The 22,127-nt window shown below is 71.6% G+C and carries 18 protein-coding genes and 1 pseudogene; 3 read left to right on the top strand and 16 right to left on the bottom strand.

The window, feature by feature from the left end; genetic code table 11:
* The first annotated feature begins 46 nt into the window (after positions 1 to 46).
* Positions 47 to 1,204, top strand: coding sequence for an L-dopachrome tautomerase-related protein (locus ACIQAC_RS28175; RefSeq protein ID WP_402195525.1), 1,158 nt, complete (start codon positions 47 to 49; stop codon positions 1,202 to 1,204).
* Between the two features lie 325 nt (positions 1,205 to 1,529).
* Here ACIQAC_RS28175 and ACIQAC_RS28170 read toward each other — a convergent pair whose 3' ends face one another.
* Positions 1,530 to 2,630, bottom strand: a complete 1,101-nt coding sequence (locus tag ACIQAC_RS28170; RefSeq protein ID WP_402195523.1) for a citrate synthase 2 — start codon at positions 2,628 to 2,630, stop codon at positions 1,530 to 1,532.
* 266 nt (positions 2,631 to 2,896) lie between these two features.
* Between ACIQAC_RS28170 and pdxH the strand changes: the two genes are divergently transcribed.
* Positions 2,897 to 3,601, top strand: coding sequence for a pyridoxamine 5'-phosphate oxidase (gene pdxH, locus ACIQAC_RS28165; protein WP_402195521.1), 705 nt, complete (start codon positions 2,897 to 2,899; stop codon positions 3,599 to 3,601).
* A gap of 52 nt (positions 3,602 to 3,653) precedes the next feature.
* Here pdxH and ACIQAC_RS28160 read toward each other — a convergent pair whose 3' ends face one another.
* From ACIQAC_RS28160 to ACIQAC_RS28105, 12 genes and pseudogenes are all read right to left on the bottom strand, one after another.
* Entirely contained in the window at positions 3,654 to 4,262 is a 609-nt protein-coding gene (locus ACIQAC_RS28160; RefSeq protein WP_402195518.1) for a TetR/AcrR family transcriptional regulator, read from the bottom strand.
* Between the two features lie 37 nt (positions 4,263 to 4,299).
* Positions 4,300 to 5,034 carry an enoyl-CoA hydratase family protein gene (locus tag ACIQAC_RS28155; protein WP_402195515.1) on the bottom strand — a complete coding sequence of 245 codons (735 nt, stop codon included), beginning with the start codon at positions 5,032 to 5,034 and terminating at the stop codon, positions 4,300 to 4,302.
* Positions 5,031 to 6,623 carry a 4-coumarate--CoA ligase family protein gene (locus ACIQAC_RS28150; RefSeq protein ID WP_402195513.1) on the bottom strand — a complete coding sequence of 531 codons (1,593 nt, stop codon included), beginning with the start codon at positions 6,621 to 6,623 and terminating at the stop codon, positions 5,031 to 5,033. The genes ACIQAC_RS28155 and ACIQAC_RS28150 overlap by 4 nt, the downstream gene beginning before the upstream one ends.
* A 55-nt stretch (positions 6,624 to 6,678) precedes the next feature.
* On the bottom strand, positions 6,679 to 7,836 hold the full coding sequence (locus ACIQAC_RS28145) for an acyl-CoA dehydrogenase family protein (RefSeq protein ID WP_402195511.1): 1,158 nt from the start codon (positions 7,834 to 7,836) through the stop codon (positions 6,679 to 6,681).
* A 44-nt stretch (positions 7,837 to 7,880) separates the two neighbouring features.
* Positions 7,881 to 9,728 (bottom strand): acetyl/propionyl/methylcrotonyl-CoA carboxylase subunit alpha, encoded by a 1,848-nt coding sequence (locus tag ACIQAC_RS28140; RefSeq protein WP_402195508.1) that lies wholly within the window; start codon positions 9,726 to 9,728, stop codon positions 7,881 to 7,883.
* A gap of 11 nt (positions 9,729 to 9,739) precedes the next feature.
* Positions 9,740 to 11,338 (bottom strand): acyl-CoA carboxylase subunit beta, encoded by a 1,599-nt coding sequence (locus ACIQAC_RS28135; protein WP_402195507.1) that lies wholly within the window; start codon positions 11,336 to 11,338, stop codon positions 9,740 to 9,742.
* Entirely contained in the window at positions 11,335 to 13,080 is a 1,746-nt protein-coding gene (locus ACIQAC_RS28130) for an acyclic terpene utilization AtuA family protein (protein WP_402195505.1), read from the bottom strand. The genes ACIQAC_RS28135 and ACIQAC_RS28130 overlap by 4 nt, the downstream gene beginning before the upstream one ends.
* A 100-nt stretch (positions 13,081 to 13,180) precedes the next feature.
* Positions 13,181 to 13,975: a TIGR03084 family metal-binding protein gene (locus ACIQAC_RS28125; protein WP_402195502.1), complete on the bottom strand. Its 795-nt coding sequence runs from the start codon at positions 13,973 to 13,975 to the stop codon at positions 13,181 to 13,183.
* A 178-nt stretch (positions 13,976 to 14,153) separates the two neighbouring features.
* Entirely contained in the window at positions 14,154 to 14,468 is a 315-nt protein-coding gene (locus tag ACIQAC_RS28120; RefSeq protein WP_402195500.1) for a multiprotein-bridging factor 1 family protein, read from the bottom strand.
* Positions 14,465 to 14,641, bottom strand: a pseudogene (locus ACIQAC_RS28115) (type II toxin-antitoxin system RelE/ParE family toxin); the annotation flags it as partial. The gene ACIQAC_RS28120 and the pseudogene ACIQAC_RS28115, both read right to left, overlap by 4 nt.
* Before the next feature lie 74 nt (positions 14,642 to 14,715).
* Positions 14,716 to 15,660 carry an EamA family transporter gene (locus ACIQAC_RS28110; RefSeq protein ID WP_402195498.1) on the bottom strand — a complete coding sequence of 315 codons (945 nt, stop codon included), beginning with the start codon at positions 15,658 to 15,660 and terminating at the stop codon, positions 14,716 to 14,718.
* A gap of 163 nt (positions 15,661 to 15,823) precedes the next feature.
* Positions 15,824 to 18,721 carry an FAD-binding and (Fe-S)-binding domain-containing protein gene (locus ACIQAC_RS28105; RefSeq protein ID WP_402195497.1) on the bottom strand — a complete coding sequence of 966 codons (2,898 nt, stop codon included), beginning with the start codon at positions 18,719 to 18,721 and terminating at the stop codon, positions 15,824 to 15,826.
* Between the two features lie 468 nt (positions 18,722 to 19,189).
* Here ACIQAC_RS28105 and serC point away from each other — a divergent pair, with 468 nt between their 5' ends.
* Complete coding sequence (gene serC, locus ACIQAC_RS28100) at positions 19,190 to 20,308, top strand: phosphoserine transaminase (RefSeq protein ID WP_402195495.1); 1,119 nt, start codon at positions 19,190 to 19,192, stop codon at positions 20,306 to 20,308.
* Positions 20,309 to 20,369: 61 nt separating this feature from the next.
* Here the strand turns inward: serC and ACIQAC_RS28095 are convergent, their stop codons facing one another.
* The 3 genes from ACIQAC_RS28095 to ACIQAC_RS28085 form a co-directional block, all read right to left on the bottom strand.
* Complete coding sequence (locus tag ACIQAC_RS28095; protein WP_402195494.1) at positions 20,370 to 20,735, bottom strand: hypothetical protein; 366 nt, start codon at positions 20,733 to 20,735, stop codon at positions 20,370 to 20,372.
* A gap of 174 nt (positions 20,736 to 20,909) precedes the next feature.
* Entirely contained in the window at positions 20,910 to 21,092 is a 183-nt protein-coding gene (locus tag ACIQAC_RS28090; protein WP_402195491.1) for a DUF397 domain-containing protein, read from the bottom strand.
* Complete coding sequence (locus tag ACIQAC_RS28085) at positions 21,089 to 21,958, bottom strand: helix-turn-helix domain-containing protein (RefSeq protein WP_402195489.1); 870 nt, start codon at positions 21,956 to 21,958, stop codon at positions 21,089 to 21,091. Before ACIQAC_RS28085 ends, ACIQAC_RS28090 begins: the two co-directional genes overlap by 4 nt.
* Between the last annotated feature and the right edge of the window lie 169 nt (positions 21,959 to 22,127).

Here is a 22,127-nt window from a genome sequence, read left to right as displayed (position 1 = left end):
ACAACGCGGCCCCCGCCGCACCGGCCCACCCACAGGAGAAACCCCGATGAAGCGCAGCACGATCCGCAACGCGACCGCCCTCGCGGTGGCCGCCGCAGCCCTGGCGGGCACCCAGCTCGCCGGCCCCACCGCGACCGCCCACACGTCCGCCCACCACCCCGCCCGCCCGGCCGACGGGAAGTACCAGGTCGTCACCCGGTTCGGGGACGCGATGCCGACCGGCATCACGGTCTCGCGCCACGGCCGCACCTTCGTCTCCTTCCCCCGCCTGGGCGACAACGTCCCCTTCACCGTCGCCGAGATCCGCGACGGCAAGCCGGTCGCCTACCCCGACGCCGAGGTGAACCGCCAGGACCCCGCCGACCAGGCCGGGCACTTCCAGTCGGTGCACAGCGTGGTCGTCGACGCCGCCGACCGGCTGTGGGTCCTCGACTCCGGAAGCCCGGGTTTCGCCGGGTCCTCGTACGGCGGCCCCAAGCTCGTCGCGATCGACCTGCACACCAACCGCGTCGTGAAGAAGATCCTCTTCCCGCGTGACGTGGTGCCGGGGAACAGCTACCTCAACGACATACGTTTCGACCTGCGGCGCGGCGCCGCCGGAACCGCGTACATCACCGACCCGCTCGGCACGACCGGCATCATCGTGGTCGACCTCGCCTCCGGACACTCCTGGCGGCGGCTGGCCGGCGACCCCTCGACGGCTCCGGACAAGGGCTTCGTCTCACACCTGGACGGCGGGCTCGTGCCCAACGAGTTCGGCGTGGACGGCATCGCCATCAGCCCCGACGGCAAGCGCATCACGTACTCGCCGCTGTCCAGCCACCGTCTGTACAGCGTCTCCGCGGACGCCCTCGCCGACCCGCGCGCCTCCGACGCCCAGGTCGCGGCGACGGTGCGGAACCTGGGGTACAAGCCGCAGGCCGACGGCCTGGAGAGCGACGCGAAGGGCCGCGTCTACGGCGCCGACGAGGAGCGGAACTCCATCTGGCGCCGGAACCCGGACGGCACGTTCCACACCCTCGTCCAGAACGACGGGCTCCACTGGATCGACACCCTGTCCGTGGCCGCCGACCGACACCTCTACGCCATCGTGAACCAGTTCGACCGCCAGGGTGCCTTCCACAACGGCAAGGACCTCCGCCAGAAGCCCTACCTCCTGATCCGCCTGCCCATCAACGCGGACCCGGCATCCAGCCACCGGTGACCGGGGGTACGCGACGCGGTCGGAACCGACTTCGTCAAAGTCCCGGAAAATCGGTTGATCGTGGATCGAGTGGTTCTTAGGGTTGCACTTACTTCGGAGAGGAGGTGGTTCGGCAGATGTATGGAAACCGGACGGAAGAGGTGGCTGCGGGCTAGCGGCCCGTCACCACGAACCGCGCGGTGCCGAGCCAGCGTGTGCGAGATACACGCAGCCGGCCAGTTCCACGCAGTCACCCGACCCGCGAGTCGCCGGTACGTCCGGCCGGCTCCTCCCACGGGAGGAACCAGACTCGCGGGTCGCCTGCGTTTCGGGGGACCCGCGTGGGTCAGTGGGCGATGTCCTCGTAGCCCTCGAACTCGCGGGCCGAGCGGGTGCCCGGGCCGACGTAGCGGGCCGAGGGGCGGACCAGGCGGCCGGTGCGCTTCTGTTCGAGGATGTGGGCCGACCAGCCGGCCGTGCGCGCGCAGGTGAACATCGACGTGAACATGTGGGCCGGGACCTCGGCGAAGTCCAGCATGATGGCCGCCCAGAACTCGACGTTGGTCGCCAGGACGCGGTCGGGGCGGCGGCTGTGGAGTTCCGCCAGGGCCGCCTTCTCCAGCGCTTCCGCGACCTCGAAGCGGGGGGCGCCCAGTTCGCGGGCGGTGCGGCGCAGGACACGGGCGCGGGGGTCCTCCGCGCGGTAGACGCGGTGGCCGAAGCCCATGAGGCGTTCGCCCTTGTCGAGGGTCTTGCGTACGTAGGCCTCGGCGTCCCCGGTGCGTTCGATCTCCTCGATCATGTGCAGGACACGGGAGGGCGCGCCGCCGTGCAGGGGGCCGGACATGGCGCCCACGGCACCGGAGAGGGCGGCGGCGACGTCGGCGCCGGTGGAGGCGATGACCCGCGCGGTGAAGGTGGAGGCGTTCATGCCGTGTTCGGCGGCGGACGTCCAGTAGGCGTCGACGGCCGCGACGTGCTTGGGGTCGGGTTCGCCGCGCCAGCGGATCATAAAGCGTTCGACGACGGACTGGGCCTTGTCGATCTCGCGCTGCGGAACCATGGGGAGGCCCTGGCCGCGGGCGGACTGGGCGACGTAGGAGAGGGCCATGACGGCGGCGCGGGCGAGGTCGGCGCGGGCCTGGGCCTCGTCGATGTCGAGGAGGGGCCTGAGGCCCCAGACGGGGGCGAGCATGGCGAGGGCGGACTGGACGTCGACGCGGATGTCGCCGGAGTGGACGGGGATGGGGAAGGGTTCGGCGGGCGGCAGGCCGGGGTTGAAGGCGCCGTCGACGAGCAGGCCCCAGACGTTGCCGAACGAGACGTGGCCAACCAGGTCCTCGATGTCGACACCGCGGTAGCGGAGGGCGCCACCCTCCTTGTCCGGTTCGGCGATCTCCGTCTCGAACGCGATGACTCCTTCGAGTCCGGGTACGAAGTCGGACATCAGGCGGCTCCTCAAGATGTGTGCGACGGATGCGTGATGAGGTGCTGAAGTGCTCGGGCAAGGGTGCTGAGGCAGGCGTACACCCGTGGGATCCACGGTCGTCCGAGACTCGCGGTCCTGGGTGCACCCTGGTCATGCCCCGTGTGGTCGGAGGTCATCCAAACGAATGGCAACAGAACAATATCCCTGAGTGCCACCGTTGGGGAGGTTTCGCGGCACTGAGTGCCAGGCGGTGACCAAGGACACCGTATGGGTGACGGTCCTCGATGCGGCAGGATGACAGGGTGACCGACCGAGACGCCGTGCACGTCGATGCTGCCCCGGCCCTTGATCCCGCCGCGATGCGCAGGCAGTACCGGGCGGAGGGGCTGGCCGAGGGGGAGCTGGCCGCGACGCCGGTGGAGCAGTTCGCGCGCTGGTTCCGGCAGGCGGCGACGGAGGCGCATCTGTTCGAGCCGAACGCGATGATCGTGTCGACGGCGGACGCGGACGGACGGCCCAGTGCGCGGACGGTCCTGCTGAAGAGCTTCGACGAGCGGGGTTTTGTCTTCTACACCAACTACGGGTCGCGGAAGGCCCGTGAGCTGGGCGCGAATCCGTATGTGTCGCTGCTGTTCCCGTGGCATCCGATGGCCCGGCAGGTGATCGTGTCGGGTGTGGCGCGGCGGACCGGGCGGGACGAGACGGCGGCCTATTTCCGGACGCGTCCGCATGGTTCGCAGCTGGGGGCGTGGGCGAGCGGGCAGTCGTCGGTGATCGCCGGTCGTGCGGAGCTGGACGTGTCGTACGCGGAGCTGGCGGGCCGGTATCCGGAGGGCGAGCAGGTGCCGGTACCGCCGCACTGGGGTGGTTTCCGGGTGGCGCCGGAGTCGGTGGAGTTCTGGCAGGGGCGGGAGAACCGGCTCCACGACCGGTTGCGGTACGCGGTGGAGCCGGACGGCGGCTGGCGGGTGGAACGGCTGGCGCCCTGAGGCGCCCGCCCGAACCGGACCCCACCCACGCCCGCCGTCACTCCGGCGCACGTCACTCCAGCGCGCGTTCCACCATCGCCGCCCACTGGGCCACGACCCGGTCGCGGCGGGGGCCGTCGTCGGTGAGGAGGTTGGCGAGGCCGAGGCCGCGGGCCATGTCGAGGAGTCCCTGGACGGTTTCGCGGACGCCGGGGCGGGTCTCGTCGGCGGCGAGGAGGTCGACCGCTATGCGGTGGGTCTCGCGGCCGACGCGGGCTTCGAGTTCCGTCACGCGGGTGCGGAGCTGGTCCTCGTTGGAGGCGGCGACCCAGAGGTGGAGGGCGGCGCGGAAGAGGGGGCCGGTGTAGAGGTCGACGAGGGCGGCGACGACCGCGTGCCGGTCGCCCGCCGCGCCGCCGGGGAAGAGGGCGCGCAGGGCCGTGGAGCGCTCCTCGGCGACGTACTCGACGGCGGCGGTGAAGAGGTCCTCGCGGGTCGGGAAGTGGTGTTGTGCGGCGCCGCGGGAGACTCCGGCGCGTTCGGCGACCACGGAGACCGTGGAGCCGGCCCAGCCGTGTTCGGCGAGGCAGGCGACGGCGGCCTCCAGGAGGCGTTGCCGGGTGGCGCGGCTGCGGTCCTGCTTGGGGACGCGGTCGACCGCTTGGGTGCCGGTGTCGCTCATCGCCGTACCGCTCTTTCGTCTGGTGCGTGGTGCGTGGTCACAGGGCCCAGGAGGGGTCGCGTCGTTCGAGGAAGGCCGTCATTCCCTCGCGGGCCTGCGGGGCGGCGAACAGCCGGGCCGAGAGTGCGGTCAGGTGGTCCGCGTCCCGGTCGAAGGCCTCCAGCACCCTAGCTGTGAGCAGCCGTTTCGTCTCCGCCAGGGCGTGTGGGGCGGAGCGGCGCAGTCCGTCGAGGACGGGTTCGAGTACGGCGTCGACGTCGTCGCCGTGGGCGGTGAGGAGGCCGATGCGGGTGGCTTCGGCGGCGTCGAGGCGTTCGCCGGTGAGGTAGTAGCGGGCGACGGCGCGCGGGTCGGTGCGGGGCAGTACGGGCATGGAGATGACGGCGGGGGCGACGCCGATGCGGACCTCGGTGAAGGCGAAGGTCGCGGTGGTGGAGGCGGCGGCGATGTCGCAGGCGGCGAGGAGGCCGAGGCCGCCCGCGCGGACGTGTCCGGTGACGCGGGCGACGACGGGTTTGGGGAGTCCAACGAGGGCGCGCAGGAGGCCCACGAGGGCGTCGGGTGCGGGTGGGTCGCGCAGGTCGGCGCCGGCGCTGAAGGTGTTGCCGGTGTGGGTGAGGACGACGGCGCGTACGTCGTCGTCCTTGGCGCAGTCGGCGAGGGCGCCCGCGAGGGCGTCGACGAGCGCGGCGGAGAGCGCGTTGCGGGTGTCGGGCGAGTCGAGGGCGAGGGTTTCGACGCCCCTCTCGCGCGTGCGGGCGATCAGGGTCATGGCTTCTTCCTGGAGTCCCGGAGTTCGCGGCGGAGGATCTTGCCGGAGGCGGCACGGGGCACTTCGTCGATGAAGGTCACCGCGCGGACGCGTTTGTAGGGGGCGACGCGTTCGGCGACGAACATCATGACCTCGCCCTCGGAGAGGTCGGTGGCGTGCGGCTGGGGCACGACGTGGGCGTGCGGGATCTCGTTGCCGTTGTCGTCGGGGACGCCGATGACGGCGGCGTCGGCGATGCCGGGGTGGGTGAGCAGGAGGGCTTCGAGTTCGGCGGGTGCGACCTGGAAGCCCTTGTACTTGATGAGTTCCTTGAGGCGGTCGACGACGTAGAGCCAGCCGTTGTCGTCGACGTGTCCGACGTCGCCGGTGTGGACCCAGCCGTCGGTGTCGATCATCTCGGCGGTGGCGTCGGGGCGGCCGAGGTAGCCCTTCATGACCTGGGGGCCGCGGATGAGGATCTCGCCGGACTCGTTGGGTCCGATGTCGCGGCCGGGGTCGTCGAGGGAGACGATGCGCATCTGTGTGCCGGCGACGAGTTTGCCGACGGTGCCGGGCGGGGCGGTGTGCATGGCGTCGAGGGGGACGACGTGGGTGCCCGGGGAGAGTTCGGTCATGCCGTAGGCCTGGCCCACCGGCGGGAGGTTCAGCCGGTGGGCGCAGGCGGCGGCGAGGCGGGCGTCCAGGGGCGCGGCGGCGCTGATGACGTAGCGCAGGGACGACAGGTCGTAATGGGCGACCGCCGGGTGCTTGGCGAGGGCGAGGACGATGGGCGGGGCGACGTACAGGGCCGTGATGCGGTGGTTCTGGATGGCTGCGAGGAAGGTGTCGAGGTCGAAGCGGGGCAGTACGACGACGGTGGCGCCCTGGCTGAGTGGGAGGTTCATCAGGGCGGTGAGGCCGTAGATGTGGAAGAACGGCAGTACGGCGAGGACGCGTTCGCCGGGGCGGGCGGAGATCGCGGGGGCCAGCTGGGCGAGGTTGGTGGCGATCTGCCGGTGGGTGAGCATCACGCCCTTGGGGGTGCCGGTGGTGCCCGAGGAGTAGGGCAGGACGGCGATGTCGTCGACGGGGTCGATGTCGACGGGGTCGATGTCGACGGCCGGTTCCGGTGCGGTGGACGCCAGCATGTCGATCAGGGAGCGGTGTCCGGGGGCGCTGTCGCAGACGAGGATCTCCTGGACCCCGCCGGCGAGTTCGGCGGCGCGGCGTGCGGCGTCGAGCAGCGGTGACACGGTGATGATCCACCGCGCGGAGCAGTCGCTCAGCTGCTTCGCGAACTCCTCGGGCGTGGCGAGCGGGTGCACGGTGGTGACCGAGGCACCCGCGCGCGTGGCGGCGTAGAACGCGGTGGGGTACGCGATGGTGTTGGGGCTGTGCAGGGCGACGACGTCCCCCTTGCGCACACCGGCCTCCGCGAGGGCGGCGGCGATGCGCCGGTGGAACCGGTCCAGTTGCTCGTACGTGAGGGTGGTGCCGTCGAGGGCGTCGATGAGCGCGGGCGCGTCACCGAAGGCGGCGGCCCCGCCCAGTACGGCCTCGTGGATGGGCAGTTCGACGGGTGGGACGTCGGCGTACTCGCTGCGGAACATCGGTTCCTCCTCGCACGAGGCCACGCAGGCCGTGCAGGCTGTGCGCGCTCGCTGATCAGTACGACTTGGGCAGGCCCAGGGTCTGGTGGGACACGTAGTTGAGGATCATCTCCCGGCTGACGGGTGCGATACGAGCCACGCGCGAGGCCGTGATGAGCGAGGCGAGGCCGAACTCGCGGGTGAGGCCGTTGCCGCCGAGGGTGTGTACGGCCTGGTCGACGGCCTTCACGCAGGCCTCTCCGGCGGCGTACTTGGCCATGTTGGCAGCCTCGCCCGCGCCGGCGTCGTCTCCGGCGTCGTAGAGCCGGGCGGCCTTCTGCATCATCAGGCGGGCCAGTTCGAGTTCGATGTGGGCCTGGGCGAGGGGGTGGGCGATGGCCTGGTGGGCGCCGATGGGGGTGTTCCAGACGTTGCGCTCGCGCGCGTACTCGACGGCCCTGGACAGCGCGTAGCGGCCCATGCCGATCGCGAACGCGGCCGTCATGATGCGTTCGGGGTTGAGTCCGGCGAACAACTGGAGCAGTCCGGCGTCCTCGTCGCCGACGAGCGCGTCGGCGGGCAGCCGTACGTCGTCGAGGGTCAGCTCGAACTGCTTCTCGGCGGCGTTGAGTTCCATGTCGATGGGCCGGTGTGTGAAGCCGTCCGCGTCGCGCGGGACGATGAACAGGCAGGGCTTGAGGCGTCCGGTGCGGGCGTCCTCGGTGCGGCCGACGATCAGCGTGGCGTCCGCGAAGTCGACGCCGGAGATGAAGACCTTGCGGCCGGTGAGCAGCCAGTCCTCGCCGTCGCGGCGGGCGGTGGTGGTGATGCGGTGGCTGTTGGAGCCGGCGTCGGGTTCGGTGATGCCGAAGGCCATGGTCCTGGTGCCGTCGGCCAGGCTCGGGAGCCAGTGCTGTTTCTGGGCGTCCGTGCCGAAGCGGGCGATCACCGTGCCGCAGATCGCCGGGGAGACCACGAGCATGAGGAGGGGGCTGCCGGCTGCGCCCAGTTCTTCGAGGACTATGGAGAGTTCGGTGATTCCTTCTCCGCCGCCGCCGTATGCCTCTGGCAGGTTCACGCCGAGGTAGCCGAGTTTGCCGGCCTCTGTCCAGAGTTCCTGGGGGTGGCGGCCCTCAGCGACCACGCGTTGCAGGTATTCGCGGCCGTAGCGCTTGCCGAGGGTGGATACGGCCGCGCGGAGCGCGGCGTGCTCCGCGGTTTCGGTCGTGGTCATGTGGCTCCTTCGTTGTGGCTGGTCGCGCAGTTCCCCGCGCCCCTTCAGGTGGGTTGCACTACTGCCAATAGCGTGTCGACCTGCACCTGTTGTCCCGGAGAGACATGCACAGCGCTCACCGTTCCCGTGGCCGGGGCGGTGATCTTGTGTTCCATCTTCATCGCCTCCAGCCAGAGCAGGGGTTCTCCGGCCTTTACCTCCGCTCCCACCGTCAGGCCCTCCGCCACGCGGACGACCGTGCCCGGCATGGGGGCCAGGAGGGAGCCGAGGGCGTGTTGGGCCGCGGGGTCGGGGAAGCGGGGCAGGGCGCGGAGGGTGGTGTTGTTGACGAAGACCTGGTCGCCGTAGCCCGTCACCTTGAACTTGCGGCGTACGCCGTCCACTTCGAGTACGACCGTGTGGGCGTCGGCGTGCAGGACGCGGGCGGTGTCCGCCTCCAGGGCGCCCCCGCGCGCGTGCCGGTAGTGGATCTCGTGTTCCTCGCCCGCCATCAGGTAGCGCCTGGTCTGGGGCTGGGAGGGGAGGTTGCGCCAGCCGCCGAAGCGGGAGGGCGCGTGGGAGGCGGCGGCGAGGGCTGCGGCGAGCGGGGCGTGCGGGTCGGGGGCGGCTTCCGTGAGGGCGGCCAGGTGGCGGTCGTAGAAGCCGGTGTCCATCCGGGCGGTGGTGAAGTCCTCGTGGCGCAGGGAGCGGACGAGGAGGTCGCGGTTGGTGACCGGGCCGTGCAGGGCGGTGGCTTCGAGGGCGCCGGCGAGTCTGCGGACGGCCTCCGCGCGGGTGGGGGCGTGGGCGACGACCTTGGCGAGCATGGGGTCGTAGTGGACGGAGATCTCGTCGCCGTCCGTGAAGCCGGTGTCCAGGCGGACGCCCGCGGGGACGGCGAGGCGGTGCAGGGTGCCGGTCTGCGGGGCCCAGTCGCGGGCGGGGTCCTCGGCGTAGAGGCGGGCCTCGACGGCGTGGCCGCGCGGGGTGGGCGGGTCGGTGTCGAGGGCGTGGCCCTCGGCGACGCGGAGTTGCAGGGCGACGAGGTCGACGTCGAACACGGCCTCGGTGACGGGGTGTTCGACCTGGAGGCGGGTGTTCATCTCCAGGAACTGGGCCCTGCCGTCGGCGACGAGGAACTCGACGGTGCCGGCGCCCACGTAGTCGACCGCGCGGGCGGCGCGTACGGCCTGTGCGCACAGTTCGTCGGTGAGTCCGGCGGAGAGTCCGGGGGCCGGGGCTTCCTCGACGACCTTCTGGTGGCGGCGCTGGAGGGAGCAGTCGCGGGTGCCGAGGGCCCAGACGGTGCCGTGGGTGTCGGCGAGGATCTGGACCTCGACGTGGCGGCCGTTCTCGATGTAGGGCTCGACGAAGACCTCGCCGTCGCCGAAGGCACTGGTGGCCTCCGCGCGGGCGCCCTCCAGGGCGGCGGGCAGTTCGTCGAGGCGCCGTACGATCCGCATGCCGCGTCCGCCGCCGCCCGCCGCCGCCTTGACCAGGACGGGCAGGTCGGCCTCGGTGGGGTCGGTGAGGGGCGCGACGCCCATGAGTTCCTTGGCGCGGGTCTTGGACGCCATGGCCTCGATCGCGGACGGCGGCGGGCCGATCCACAGCAGGCCCGCGTCCCGTACCTCGCGCGCGAAGGCGGGGTTCTCGGAGAGGAAGCCGTAGCCGGGGTGCACGGCGTCGGCGCCGGCCGCGAGGGCCGCCTTCACGATCAGGTCCCCGCGCAGGTACGTGTCGGAGGGCGCCGTGCCCGGCAGGCGGACGGCGTCGTCGGCCTCGCGCGCGTGGAGGGCGTTTTCGTCGGCGTCCGAGTACACGGCCACCGTCCGGATCCCCAGCTCACGGCAGGTGCGGAAGATCCGGCAGGCGATCTCGCCCCGGTTGGCGACAAGAAGGGTGGTGATCACGTCGGGCTACCTCACATCCGGAAGACGCCGAAGCCGCCACGGACGCCCTCGTAGGGCGCGTTGTGGAGGGCGGACAGGCACAGGCCGAGGACGGTTCGGGTGTCGCGGGGGTCGATGACGCCGTCGTCGTAGAGCCGTCCGGACAGGAACATCGGCAGGGACTCGGACTCGATCTGCTGCTCGACCATGGCGCGCATGGCGGCGTCGGCGTCCTCGTCGTAGGGCTGTCCCTTCGCGGCGGCGGACTGGCGGGCGACGATGGACAGGACGCCGGCGAGCTGCTGCGGGCCCATGACGGCGGACTTGGCGCTGGGCCAGGAGAAGAGGAAGCGCGGGTCGTAGGCGCGGCCGCACATGCCGTAGTGGCCGGCGCCGTAGGAGGCGCCCATGAGGACGGAGAGGTGCGGGACGCGGCTGTTGCTGACCGCGTTGATCATCATCGAGCCGTGTTTGATGATGCCGCCCTGCTCGTACTCCTTGCCGACCATGTAGCCGGTGGTGTTGTGCAGGAAGAGCAGGGGGATGTCCCGCTGGTTGGCGAGTTGGATGAACTGGGCGGCCTTCTGGGACTCCTGGCTGAACAGCACACCCTGCGCGTTGGCGAGGATGCCGACGGGATAGCCGTGCAGGGACGCCCAACCGGTGGCCAGGCTGCTGCCGTAGAGCGGTTTGAACTCGTCGAAGTCGGAGGCGTCGACGATCCGGGCGATGACCTCGCGCGGGTCGTAGGGGATCTTGAGGTCGCCGGGGACGATGCCGAGGAGTTCCTCGGGGTCGTACTTGGGGGGCTCGGCGAGCGGCGGGTCGGCGTACGCCTTGCGGTGGTTGAGGCGGGCGACGACACGCCGGGCCTGGCGCAGGGCGTCGGGTTCGTCGACGGCGAAGTAGTCGGCGAGGCCCGACACGCGCGCGTGCATCTCGGCGCCGCCGAGGGACTCGTCGTCGCTCTCCTCGCCGGTGGCCATCTTGACCAGGGGAGGGCCGCCGAGGAACACCTTGGCGCGTTCCTTGACCATGATGACGTGGTCCGACATGCCGGGGATGTAGGCGCCGCCCGCGGTGGAGTTGCCGAAGACGACGGCGATCGTGGGGATGCCGGCGGCCGAGAGCCGGGTCAGGTCGCGGAAGATGGCGCCGCCCGGGATGAAGATCTCCTTCTGGGACGGGAGATCGGCACCTCCGGACTCGACGAGGCTGATGCAGGGCAGCCGGTTGGCGAGGGCGATGTCGTTGGCGCGCAGGGCCTTCTTCAAGCTCCACGGGTTGCTGGCGCCGCCGCGCACGGTGGGGTCGTTGGCGGTGATCAGGCACTCGACGCCCTCGACGACCCCGATGCCGGTGACGAGCGAGGCGCCGACGGCGAAGTCGCTGCCCCACGCGGCGAGCGGGGACAGCTCCAGGAACGGCGTGTCGGGGTCGAGGAGCAGTTCGATCCGCTCGCGCGCGAGGAGCTTGCCGCGCTTCTTGTGCCGGGCCACGTACTTCTCGCCGCCGCCCGCGAGGGCCTTGGCGTGTTCGGCGTCGAGTTCGGCGAGCCTCGCGGTCATGGCGTCGCGGTTCGCCGTGAAGTCGGGGCCGCCCGGGTCGAGCGCGGAGGAGAGGACGGTCACGACGGGGCCTCCGTGGGGGTGTCGGTGGTCACGGCGGACGCCTCCATGGAGCCGGGGCCGGGTGCGGTCGGCAACAGGGCCTCCGGGACGTCCAGGTGGCGGGAGCGCAGCCATTCGCCGAGGGCCTTGGCCTGCGGGTCGAAACGGGCCTGCGCGGCGACGCCCTCGCCGAGGATGCCCTCGACGACGAAGTTGAGCGCGCGCAGCCGGGGCAGGGGGTGCCGGGTGACGGGCAGGTCGCGGGTCTCGGGCAGCAGCTCCCGGAACCGGGCCACGGTCAGCTCGTGCGCGAGCCACCGCCAGCCGTCCTCGGTCCGTGCCCACACCCCGACGTTGGCGCTCCCGCCCTTGTCCCCACTGCGGGCGCCGGCGACAAGGCCCAGGGGTGCCCGCCGTACGGGCCCGGCCGGCAGCGGCCGGGGAAGGGGCGGCTCGGCAAGGGGTTCGAGTACACGCGTCTGGTCGGGCGGCACCACACTGATCCGCCGCCCGTCGTGGAGGACGACCACATGGTCTACGGAGCCATGGGGGACGTACACATCCTCGAACACCCCATAGGGCGAGCCTTTTCCAGGGGGCGCGACCACATGGAACCCGGGATAGCTGCCGAGTGCCAGCTCTACGGCGGCCCCACTGAGCGCCCTCCCGACCTTCGCCTCGTCCGCGTCCCGCACCACGAGCCGCAGCAGCGCACTGGCGGTCTCCTCGGTGGCGGCGTCGGGGTGGTCGGTGCGGGCGAGCTCCCAACGGACCTCGGCGGGCGGCGACTTGGCGAGCGCGCTGGTCATCTGGGCGCGTACCAGCGCCGCCTTGGCCTCGATGTCGAGGCCGGTGAGGACGTAGACGACCTCGTTGCGGAAGCCGCCGAGCCGGTTGCGGCCGACCTTGAGGGTCGGGGGCGGGGCCTCGCCGCGGACGTCCTCGACACGGACGCGGTCGGGGCCGTCCTGGGTGAGCCGTACGGTGTCGAGGCGGGCGGTGACGTCGGGGCCGGCGTACCGGGCGCCGCCGGTCTCGTAGAGCAGCTGGGCGGTGACCGTGCCGACGTCGACGAAGCCGCCGGTGCCGGGGTGCTTGGTGATGACACTGGTGCCGTCGGCGTGGATCTCGGCGAGCGGGAAGCCGGGGCGGCGGACGTCTCCGTCGGCGAAGAAGGCGTAGTTGCCGCCGGTGGCCTGGGTGCCGCACTCCAGCACATGCCCGGCGACGACCGCCCCCGCGAGCCGGTCGTACTCCCCCGGCTGCCAGCCGAAGTGGGCGGCGGCGGGCCCGGTGACCAGGGCCGCGTCGGTCACCCGCCCGGTGACCACGATGTCGGCGCCCTCGCGCAGGGCGGCCGCGATGCCGAAGCCGCCGAGGTAGGCGTGCGCGGCGAGGCTGCCGGGGTGGGCGGCGGTGAGGTCGTCGCCCTCGACGTGCGCGACCCGCACCGGGATGCCGAGCCGGCCGGCCAGTTTCCGTACGGCGTCGGCGAGCCCGGCCGGATTGAGCCCCCCGGCGTTGCTGACGATCCGCACGCCCCGCTCGTGGGCGAGCCCGAGGCACTCCTCCAACTGCCGCAGGAAGGTACGGGCGTACCCGGCGCCGGGGTCCTTCAGCCGGTCCCGGCCGAGGATGAGCATGGTCAGCTCGGCGAGGTAGTCGCCGGTCAGGACGTCCAGCTCACCCCCGACGAGCATCTCCCGCATGGCGTCGAAGCGATCGCCGTAGAAGCCGGAGGCGTTGCCGATCCGCAGGGTCACTGACGGGCCCCTTTCACAGGGGTGCCGGACGGGCCGACGAAAGCGGGGGTGTGGTCCAGCCGAGTGCCGGCCGCCGGGGCGTTGCCGGGGCGCGGAGTCGTCATTGACCCGGTCCCTTCGCGGGGCGGCCGGTGCCCGGTGGGCCCGCGAAGGCCTGGGCGAGGTCGAGCCAGCGGTCGGCGTCGTGGCCGTCGGCGCGCAGGTCGAGGTCGTCGCGGTGGGCGCGCTGGGTGACGAGGAGACAGAAGTCGTGCCCCGGGCCGGTGACGCGCTGGGCGGCGCCCTCGGGACCGTAGGTCCACAACTCGCCCGAGGGGGCGGTCAGTTCGACGCGGAACTCCTCCGAGGGCGGGGGCTCGCCGTGCACGCCGAAGGCGTAGTCACGGGCCCTGACCCCGATACGGGCCACATGCTTCAGCCGGTCCGTGGGTGCGCGCACCACACCCAGCGTGTCCGCGATGTCCTGCCCGTGGGCCCAGGTCTCCATGATCCGGGCCGTGGCCATGGAGGCGGCGGCCATGGGCGGGCCGTACCAGGGGAAACGGGCGCCGGGGGCGGAGGCGCGCAGGGCGGTCTCCAGCGCGGCGCGACCGGCGCGCCAGCGCGCGAGAAGCTCGGCGGGCGGGTGGGCCGCGCCCTCTTCGGCGCCCTCGTCCACGAAGGAGTCCGGCGAGGTCAGCGCCTTCTCGACGACCGCGCGGAAGCCGTCCTCGTCCGTGACGGCGAGGAGGGACGAGTGGTCGGTCCAGGTGAGGTGGGCGATCTGGTGGGCGATGGTCCAGCGGGGCGCGGGGGTGGGCAGGGCCCACTGCTCCGGGCTCAGCTCGGCCACGATCGCGTCGAGATCCGCGCTTTCGTCGCGCAGGTCGTCGAACACGGGGGTGGGGTCAACCATGGCCCGAGCCTGTCAGGGCCACCAGAACAAATCAAGCACGCTTGCATGATTTTTGGTTTCCACAAGGGCGAGGCGTGCACGGCCTTCGTGGCGGCGGCCTCGGAGGGGGCCCTCACGAGGGGTCGGGTGCGACTTGGAGCCGACGAGGAACTCGACGCGACAGGCGTCGGGCGGTTGCTCAGGCCGCCTGGTCGTGCGGGGTGAGTTCGATGATCAGGTCGGCGTCCATGGCACGCGCAAGTCGCCGCAGGAGGGGGATGGTCGGTACGGTGCCGCCGCCTTCGATCCGGGAAATCTGAGGCTGCTTCATCCCGCAACGTTCGGCCAGTTCGGTCTGGGACAGCCCCAGGGCGGTGCGCCGGTCGTAGACGAGCTGACCGAGGTCGTGGGCAATTTCGGCCTCCTCGTAGAGGCGGTCGTACTCGGTGTCCTCCTCGACCGTCTCGCCGAGGAGCTTGCGGTGGCGGCGGGTCTTCCACTCGGCGTGGTTCACGGCAGTTCCTCCTTGATCGGGCGGCTGTAGATGTTGTGCTCGGCGGCCGGCGCATGGCCGGCCTCACATGCGGCCTGGACCTCGCGGGCTCGGTCGACCTCGGCCTTCTCGCGCGTCTTCGTCTTACGGAAGACGGTCAGCAGGACGACACGTCGACCGGGTGCGAGCCAGTAGTAGAGCATCCGGAGTCGGCTCCGGACGGGGGGATCAGCGGTTCGTCACCCGAAGCTTCGGCTGTGCTGCACGCTCATGCTGCCGTTCCCATCGCGCGTCCCCGGCGCGTCTGCGTGCGTACCGCGCCCATGCTTGCCGCGATGACCAGGGCGATCGCCGCCGCCTCCATGGCGTTGAGGGCCTGGTCGAGGACCAGGAAACCGGCCGTGGCCGCGATCGCCGGCTCCAGGCTCATCATGATCGCGAACGTCGGCGCGGGCATCCGCCGCAAGGCCAGCAGTTCCAGCGTGTACGGCAGCACCGACGACATCACGGCCACCGCCGCACCGAGTCCCAGCACCACCGGGTCCAGCAGCTTCGTACCGGACTCGGCGATGCCCAGCGGAAGGAACAGCACCGCCGCGACCACCATCGCGAGGGCGAGCCCGTCGGCCTGCGGGAAGCGGCGGCCGGTGCGCGCGCTGAAGACGATGTACGCCGCCCACATCGCGCCCGCGGACAGCGCGAAGGCCACCCCGGCCGGGTCGAGGCTCTCGAAGCCGCCGCCTCCGAGCAGGAAGACACCGGCCAGGGCGAGGCCCGCCCAGACGAAGTTGATCGCGCGGCGGGAGGCGACGACGGACAGGGCGAGCGGGCCGAGGACTTCCAGGGTGACGGCCGGGCCGAGCGGGATGCGGTCGACGGCCTGGTAGAAGAGGCCGTTCATCGCGCCCATGGTGACGCCGAAGACGAGGACCGTGCCCCAGTCGGTACGGGAGTGCCCGCGCAGCCGGGGCCGGCAGATCACCAGCAGCACGATCGCGGCAACGGCCAGGCGCAGGGTGACGATGCCCAGCGCGCCGGCCCGTGGCATCAGGCTGACCGCGAGCGCCCCGCCGAACTGCACCGAGAGCCCGCCGGCGAGCACCAGGCCGACGGGGCCGAGTGAGCCGCCGCGCCCCGGAGCGGCATCGGAGGTGCCGGAGGTGGCGGCGGTCGACGCGGACGGCTTCGAGGTGGCGGCTTCGGGGGTGGTCACAGGGCGGTCCAGGGGCTCGGCACGAATTCCGTTGGGGCGTTGGAGCGTTGGGGCATGCGTACGGCAGCGGACGCCGTTCACTTCCATGCACTTGCCAGTCCAGGGTAATGGACCACGTCAGGCGTGTGAACCGCTTATGCCTCTGACGTCGCTGTCACCCGCGTCACTTCCCCCGCTCCCCCTCCTCCCCCAACGCCTCCCCCAACGTTTCTGCCAGCACCTCCGCCAGATGCCGCCCCCGCTCCCCCGCCAGCTGCTCCATCTGCGTACGGCAGGAGAAACCGTCCGCCAGGACCACCGAGCCGTCGGGCGCCTCCCGCAGGGCCGGCAGGAGCTGTTCCTCCGCGCAGGCGCCGGACACCTCGAAGTGGCCGCGTTCGAAGCCGAAGTTCCCCGCGAGGCCGCAGCAGCCGCCGGCCAGCTCGCCGGTCAGACCGGCGGCCGTACGCAGCCGGCGGTCGGCCGCGTCGCCGAGTACCGCGTGCTGGTGGCAGTGGGTCTGGCCGACCGCGGGCCGGTCGATGCGGGGCGGTGTCCAGTGCGGGGCGTGCCGTTCCAGGGTCTCCGCGAAGGTCAGGACGCGGGCGGCGAGGCGCGCGGCACGGGGGTCGTCGTGCAGCAGTTCGGGCAGGTCGGTACGGAGGGCGGCGGCGCAGCTGGGTTCCAGGACAACGACGGGGGCGGCGGTCTCCAGTACCGGTTCCATCAGGTCGAGGGTGCGGCGCAGCACCGCGCGGGCACGGTCCAGCTGTCCCGTGGAGACGTACGTCAGGCCGCAGCAGACCCGGCCCCGGCCGCGCAGCAGGGACCGCGGGTCCATGGCGACGGACACGCCGTCCCCGACGGCGGGGCGGGTGAAGTGCACGGTCGGCGGGAGCGCGACGCGCAGCCCGGCCGCCTCAAGGACGCGTACGGCCGCCTGCCCGACGGACGGCGAGAGATGCTCGGTGAAGGTGTCCGGCCACAGGATGACGATCTCGTCGCCGGTCGCCCGCGAATCCCCCTTCCGCCCCTCCCACCACTGGCTGAAGGTCCGGGGCGCCAGCCGGGGGATGTCCCGCTCGGGCGCGATCCCGCCGAGCCGTTTCGCCACGCGCGCGAGGGGCCGCACCGACGCCAGCGCGTTGGCGAGCCGGGCCGTGCGGGTACGGGACACCCAGCGCAGCCACTGCGGCAGCCGGCCCATCGCGTAGTGCGCGGCCGGACGCCGGCGCCCCGCGTAGTGGTGGTGCAGGAACTCCGCCTTGTACGTGGCCATGTCGACGCCGACGGGACAGTCGGACCGGCAGCCCTTGCAGGACAGGCACAGGTCGAGGGCGTCCCGGACCTCCGTGGAGCGCCAGCCGTCGGTGACCACCTCGCCGGCGAGCATCTCGTGCAGCAGCCGGGCGCGCCCGCGGGTGGAGTGTTCCTCCTCGCCGGTCGCGCGGAAGGACGGGCACATCACGGCGGGCCCGGTCGCCGTCGTCGTACGGCACTTGGCGACCCCGACGCAGCGGCGGACGGCGGCCGAGAAGTCGCCGCCGTCGGCCGGGTAGCCGAACTCGACGTCGACCGGGGTGCGGGGCAGCACGGCGAACCGCAGATCGGCGTCGAGCGGTGCGGGGCGCACCAGAATGCCGGGGTTGAGCAGGTCGTCCGGGTCCCAGACGCCCTTGGCGCGCTCGAACAGGGCGACGACCTCGGCGCCGTACATCCTCGGCAGCAGCTCCGCGCGGGCCTGTCCGTCGCCGTGCTCCCCGGACAGCGAACCGCCGTGCGCGACGACGAGGTCGGCGAGTTCCTCGGAGAACCGCCGGAACCGTGCCACGCCCGCCGCGCTGAGCAGGTCGAAGTCGATCCGTACGTGGATACAGCCGTCCCCGAAGTGTCCGTACGGGGTTCCGCGCAGGGCGTGCGCGGCGAGCAGCTTGCGGAAGTCCCGCAAGTAGGCGCCGAGCCGGGCGGGCGGCACCGCGCAGTCCTCCCAGCCGGGCCAGGCCTCGCTGCCGTCCGGCATCCGGGTCGCCGTACCGCTGGCGTCCTCGCGGATCCGCCACAGCAGCCGCTGTCCGGCCGGGTCGGTGACGACGCGCGCGTCCAGTACGTCGGCCGCGCGGACGATCTCCTCGGCACGCGCGCGTGCCTCGCCCTCGCTGTCCCCGCCCGTCTCCACGAACAGCCAGGCCCCGCCGCGCGGCAGCCCGGCCGGTTCCGGCACCAGGTCGGCGGCCATGCCCTCGACGGTCAGCGGCCGGTACGGCAGCAGCCCGGCCGCGGCCTCGGCGGCGACGCTCTCGTCGGCGTACCCGAGCACGGCGAGGGCGCGGGCGCGCGGGGCTTTGACCAGCTGTACGGCGGCCTCCGTGAGCACACCGAGGGTGCCCTCCGAGCCGCAGAAGGAGCGGGCGACGTCGGCGCCGCGCTCGGGCAGCAGCGCGTCCAGCGCGTAGCCGGAGATACGGCGGGGCAGGTCGGTGCGGAACGCCGTGCGCAGCCGGGCGAGTTCGCCCTCGGCGAGTGCGCGCAGGCCGTCGGGCGCGCCCGCCCAGTCCGGCCCGAGGCGCAGGTGCTGTCCGCGCGCGGTGAGCACGGTCAGCTCGCGCACGCTGTCCGCCGTGGTGCCCCAGGCGACCGAGTGGGAGCCGCAGGAGTTGTTCCCGATCATGCCGCCGAGCGTGCAGCGGGAGTGTGTCGAGGGGTCGGGGCCGAAGCGCAGGCCGTGCGGGGCGGCGGCCTCCTGGAGGCGGTCGAGGACGAGGCCCGGCTGGACGACGGCGGTGGCGGTCTCGGCGTCCAGGGACACCAGGCGGTTCATGTACCGCGTGAAGTCGAGGACGACGCCTACGCCGGTCGCCTGGCCGGCGATGGAGGTGCCGCCGCCGCGGGGCACCACCGGCACGGTGTGTGCTCGGCACACGTTCAGGGTGGCTTCCACGTCGTCGGCGTCCCTGGGGGCGACGGTGCCCTGTGGGACTCGGCGGTAGTTGGAGGCGTCCATGGTGACCAGGGCGCGTGGGGTCACCCCGAACCCGACGTCGCCCCGAACGGCCTTCCGCAGCTCCGCTTCCAGATCATCCATATGGCTAGGAAATCAGGGTGGGGGGTGGGGGGCCATGGTGTTGGGTGCGGCGGGGTGGGGGTGATCGCGCAGTTCCCCGCGCCCCTGAGGGGCAGGCCGGTCCTTTGGCTGCCGCGCCATCGTGGTTGGTCGCGCAGTTCCCCGCGCCCCTCAGGGGGGTCACGCCGGGCCTTTGGCTGCCGCGCCGTCGTGGTTGGTCGCGCAGTTCCCCGCGCCCCTCAAGGGGGTGACGCCGGGGCTTTGGCTGGCGGGGCATTGTGGTTCCGGGGGGTTTTGGGGGCGCGGGGAACTGCGCGGTCGGCCCCCACCGGCCCGCAGCCGGCCATCCTCGGGGCAGCCACCCCATCCAGCCCGTCCGGCGTGTGAGGACGAGGCCGTTCGGGCCGACGGACCCGCACCCCGACCCCCCGCGTCTCACGCAACGAACGGCGTTGCACCGACCACGGCTCCACCGGCTAACCTCACCCCGTGGCTGAGATCCGGATTCCTGCTGACATCAAGCCCGCCGACGGTCGTTTCGGCGCGGGTCCCTCCAAGGTGCGGACGGAGGCGCTGGACGCCCTGGCCGCCACCGGTACGTCCCTGCTGGGCACCTCCCATCGCCAGGCCCCGGTCAAGAACCTGGTCGGCAAGGTGCGCGACGGCATCAGCGACCTCTTCGGGCTCCCCGAGGGCTACGAGGTCGTCCTCGGCAACGGCGGCTCCACCGCGTTCTGGGACGTCGCGACGCACGGCCTGATCGAGAACAGGTCGCAGCACCTGAGCTTCGGCGAGTTCAGCTCCAAGTTCGCCAAGGCGTCCAAGCTGGCGCCCTGGCTGGCGGAGCCGGACGTCATCACCGCCGACCCGGGCACGCACCCCGAGCCGGTCGCCGTGGCCGGTGTGGACGTCTACGCGTTCACGCACAACGAGACCTCGACCGGCGTCGCGATGCCGATCAAGCGCGTGGAGGGCGCCGACGAGGGCGCGCTCGTCCTCGTGGACGCGACCTCCGGCGCGGGCGGTCTGCCCGTCGACATCGCCGAGACGGACGTGTACTACTTCGCCCCGCAGAAGTCGTTCGCCTCCGACGGCGGCCTGTGGATCGGCGTGTTCTCGCCGGCGGCGATCGAGCGTGCCGAGCGTGTGCACGCGAGCGGGCGGCACGTGCCGGAGTTCTTCAGCCTGCCGACGGCGATCGACAACTCGCGCAAGAACCAGACGTACAACACCCCGGCCCTCGCCACGCTCTTCCTGCTGGGTGAGCAGCTGGACTGGATCAACGGCCAGGGCGGCCTGGACTGGTCCGTGCGCCGCACCGCCACCTCCGCGCGCAACCTGTACGGCTGGGCGGAGGACGTGAAGTTCGCGAACCCGTTCGTCACCGACCCGGCCAAGCGCTCGCAGGTCATCGGCACGATCGACTTCACCGACGAGGTGGACGCGGCGGCCGTCGCCAAGGTGCTGCGCGCCAACGGCATCGTCGACACCGAGCCCTACCGCAAGCTCGGCCGCAACCAGCTGCGGGTCGCGATGTTCCCGGCGATCGACCCGTCGGACGTCGAGGCCCTCACCAAGTGCGTGGACTACGTCATCGAGAAGCTGTAGTCCCCCTCACCCCGACATGGAAGGCGCCCGGCGTATCGTCCGCCGGGCGCCTTCGTACGCTCTACTCCTCGGCGAACAACTCCTCGGCGTGCGTCACGCCAAGGGAGCGGTCTAGCCAGGTAACCAGCGTGTCGAGGTCGGTGCAGTCGGTAACCCGCTCCCGGACGGAGTCGGGGATCTCGATACCCCGCACTTCGAGAATGTGCAGAACAGCCTCGGCCTGTCCCTTGGCGCGGCCTTCGAGCCAGGACTCCTCGACGATCGTGTGACTGCCCGGAAAGTTCGGGGTGTACGTGGCCATCAGATGCCTCCAGTAGTCACGACCCGGGCCCTCACCCAGCCCGATCTCGACGATCTCCGCCCAGTCGACACGGTCCACGCCCCCGCCGTCGTCACCGGCCGTGTAGACCCGGAACACACTGTCCACTCGACGCTCAAGTGGTCTGATCTCAGTGAGATCGGTGTCCAGGGGACGGGCGGATCCAGGACTGTTCGCCCGGCTTCTGCCCGCGCGCGGGCATCGGTTTCCCGCAGTACACCGCGATCGAGCCCGGAAGATCCGATGCAGGGCATCATGCCGTCGGCCTGTGCCGGCCGCCGTCTACTGGTCGAACTGCCCCAGGAAGGCGGCCCAGGCATCGCGGGAGAGAGTGATGAGGGGACCGTCCTGCTGCTTGCTGTCGCGGACGGCCCGACCACCGGGCGCCGTGTCGGCGACCTCGACGCAGTTGTTCTCCTGCCCGGAGTACGAGGACTTCCAGAAGGGGCTTACGACCTCGGTCACGATGTGTCTTCCTTCAAACTCCGCAGTACGCCCCGGATGAGCTCGGCGCTCGCCTCGGGTGCCAGTGCGGCCGATCGTAGTAGGTCGTACATATTGGCGTAAGCCATGAGGTCTTCGGAGCCTTCAAGCACCGACGTGCCTCGCAGGTTGTCCAAGGTGACCGCTTCGACCGTCGGCTCTTCGTCAAAACTGAAGGAAGAGAAGGCTGAGGTGGAACCGCCCAGTGCGCCCGCGCTGAACGGCAGCACTTGGACAGTGACGTTCTTCCGTTTGCCGATCTCCAGGATCGCGGACAACTGGCTGCGATGAATCCCGACGCTGACGAGCGGGTACGTAATGACCGACTCCCAGAGGATGGCTGTGTACGACGCTCCGCCCTCCGCGATCTTCGCCTGCCGCCCCACGCGCACCTTCACCAACTCGGCGGCCCTCTCCGGTTCAATGTGGTGTGGACCACCGGCGATAACCGCCTCCGCATAGGCCGGAGTTTGCAGCAGACCCGGCACCATGAGGGGCTGCCATTCCCGGATGTACGAGGCGTCATCCTCCATCGCGATGTGGTCGACGTAGTCCGGCCTCAGATGCTCCGAGTGTTCGAGCCACCAGCCGCGGTTCTTGGAATGCTTGGCCAAGTCCTCCAGTTTCTCCCGGACTTCGGGGTCATCGATCCCGTACGCCTTGAGCATCGCCCGGATCTCAATGGGGCGTGCGATGACGTGTCCGGTCTCGATGCGGCTGACTCTGGTCTGATGTGCCGCGATCACCTCCGCGGCCTGCGGCTGATCGAGCTTGGCCGCCTGCCGGTACCTCCGGAGCGCGGTTCCAAGTCGCCTGCTACGTACGGTCGGTCGGCCACCTGTGGGCATCGCAAACCCCTCTCGTTCGCAGAGAACCTTAGAGCAAGACGAGAATCGCACATGCACGCGACAGCATGCATGCTGACTTTCATGTTGCTGAATTGCCTGTTGGGGCCCTAGCCTCACAGGCAACGCCAGCAACCGGCGCGCCCTTGACGCTCCGTCAGGAGGTACGGCA

It is taken from the genome of Streptomyces sp. NPDC088387, from assembly GCF_044753385.1.
Lineage (GTDB): Bacteria > Actinomycetota > Actinomycetes > Streptomycetales > Streptomycetaceae > Streptomyces.
This window is presented reverse-complemented; position numbering and strand designations above follow the sequence as displayed.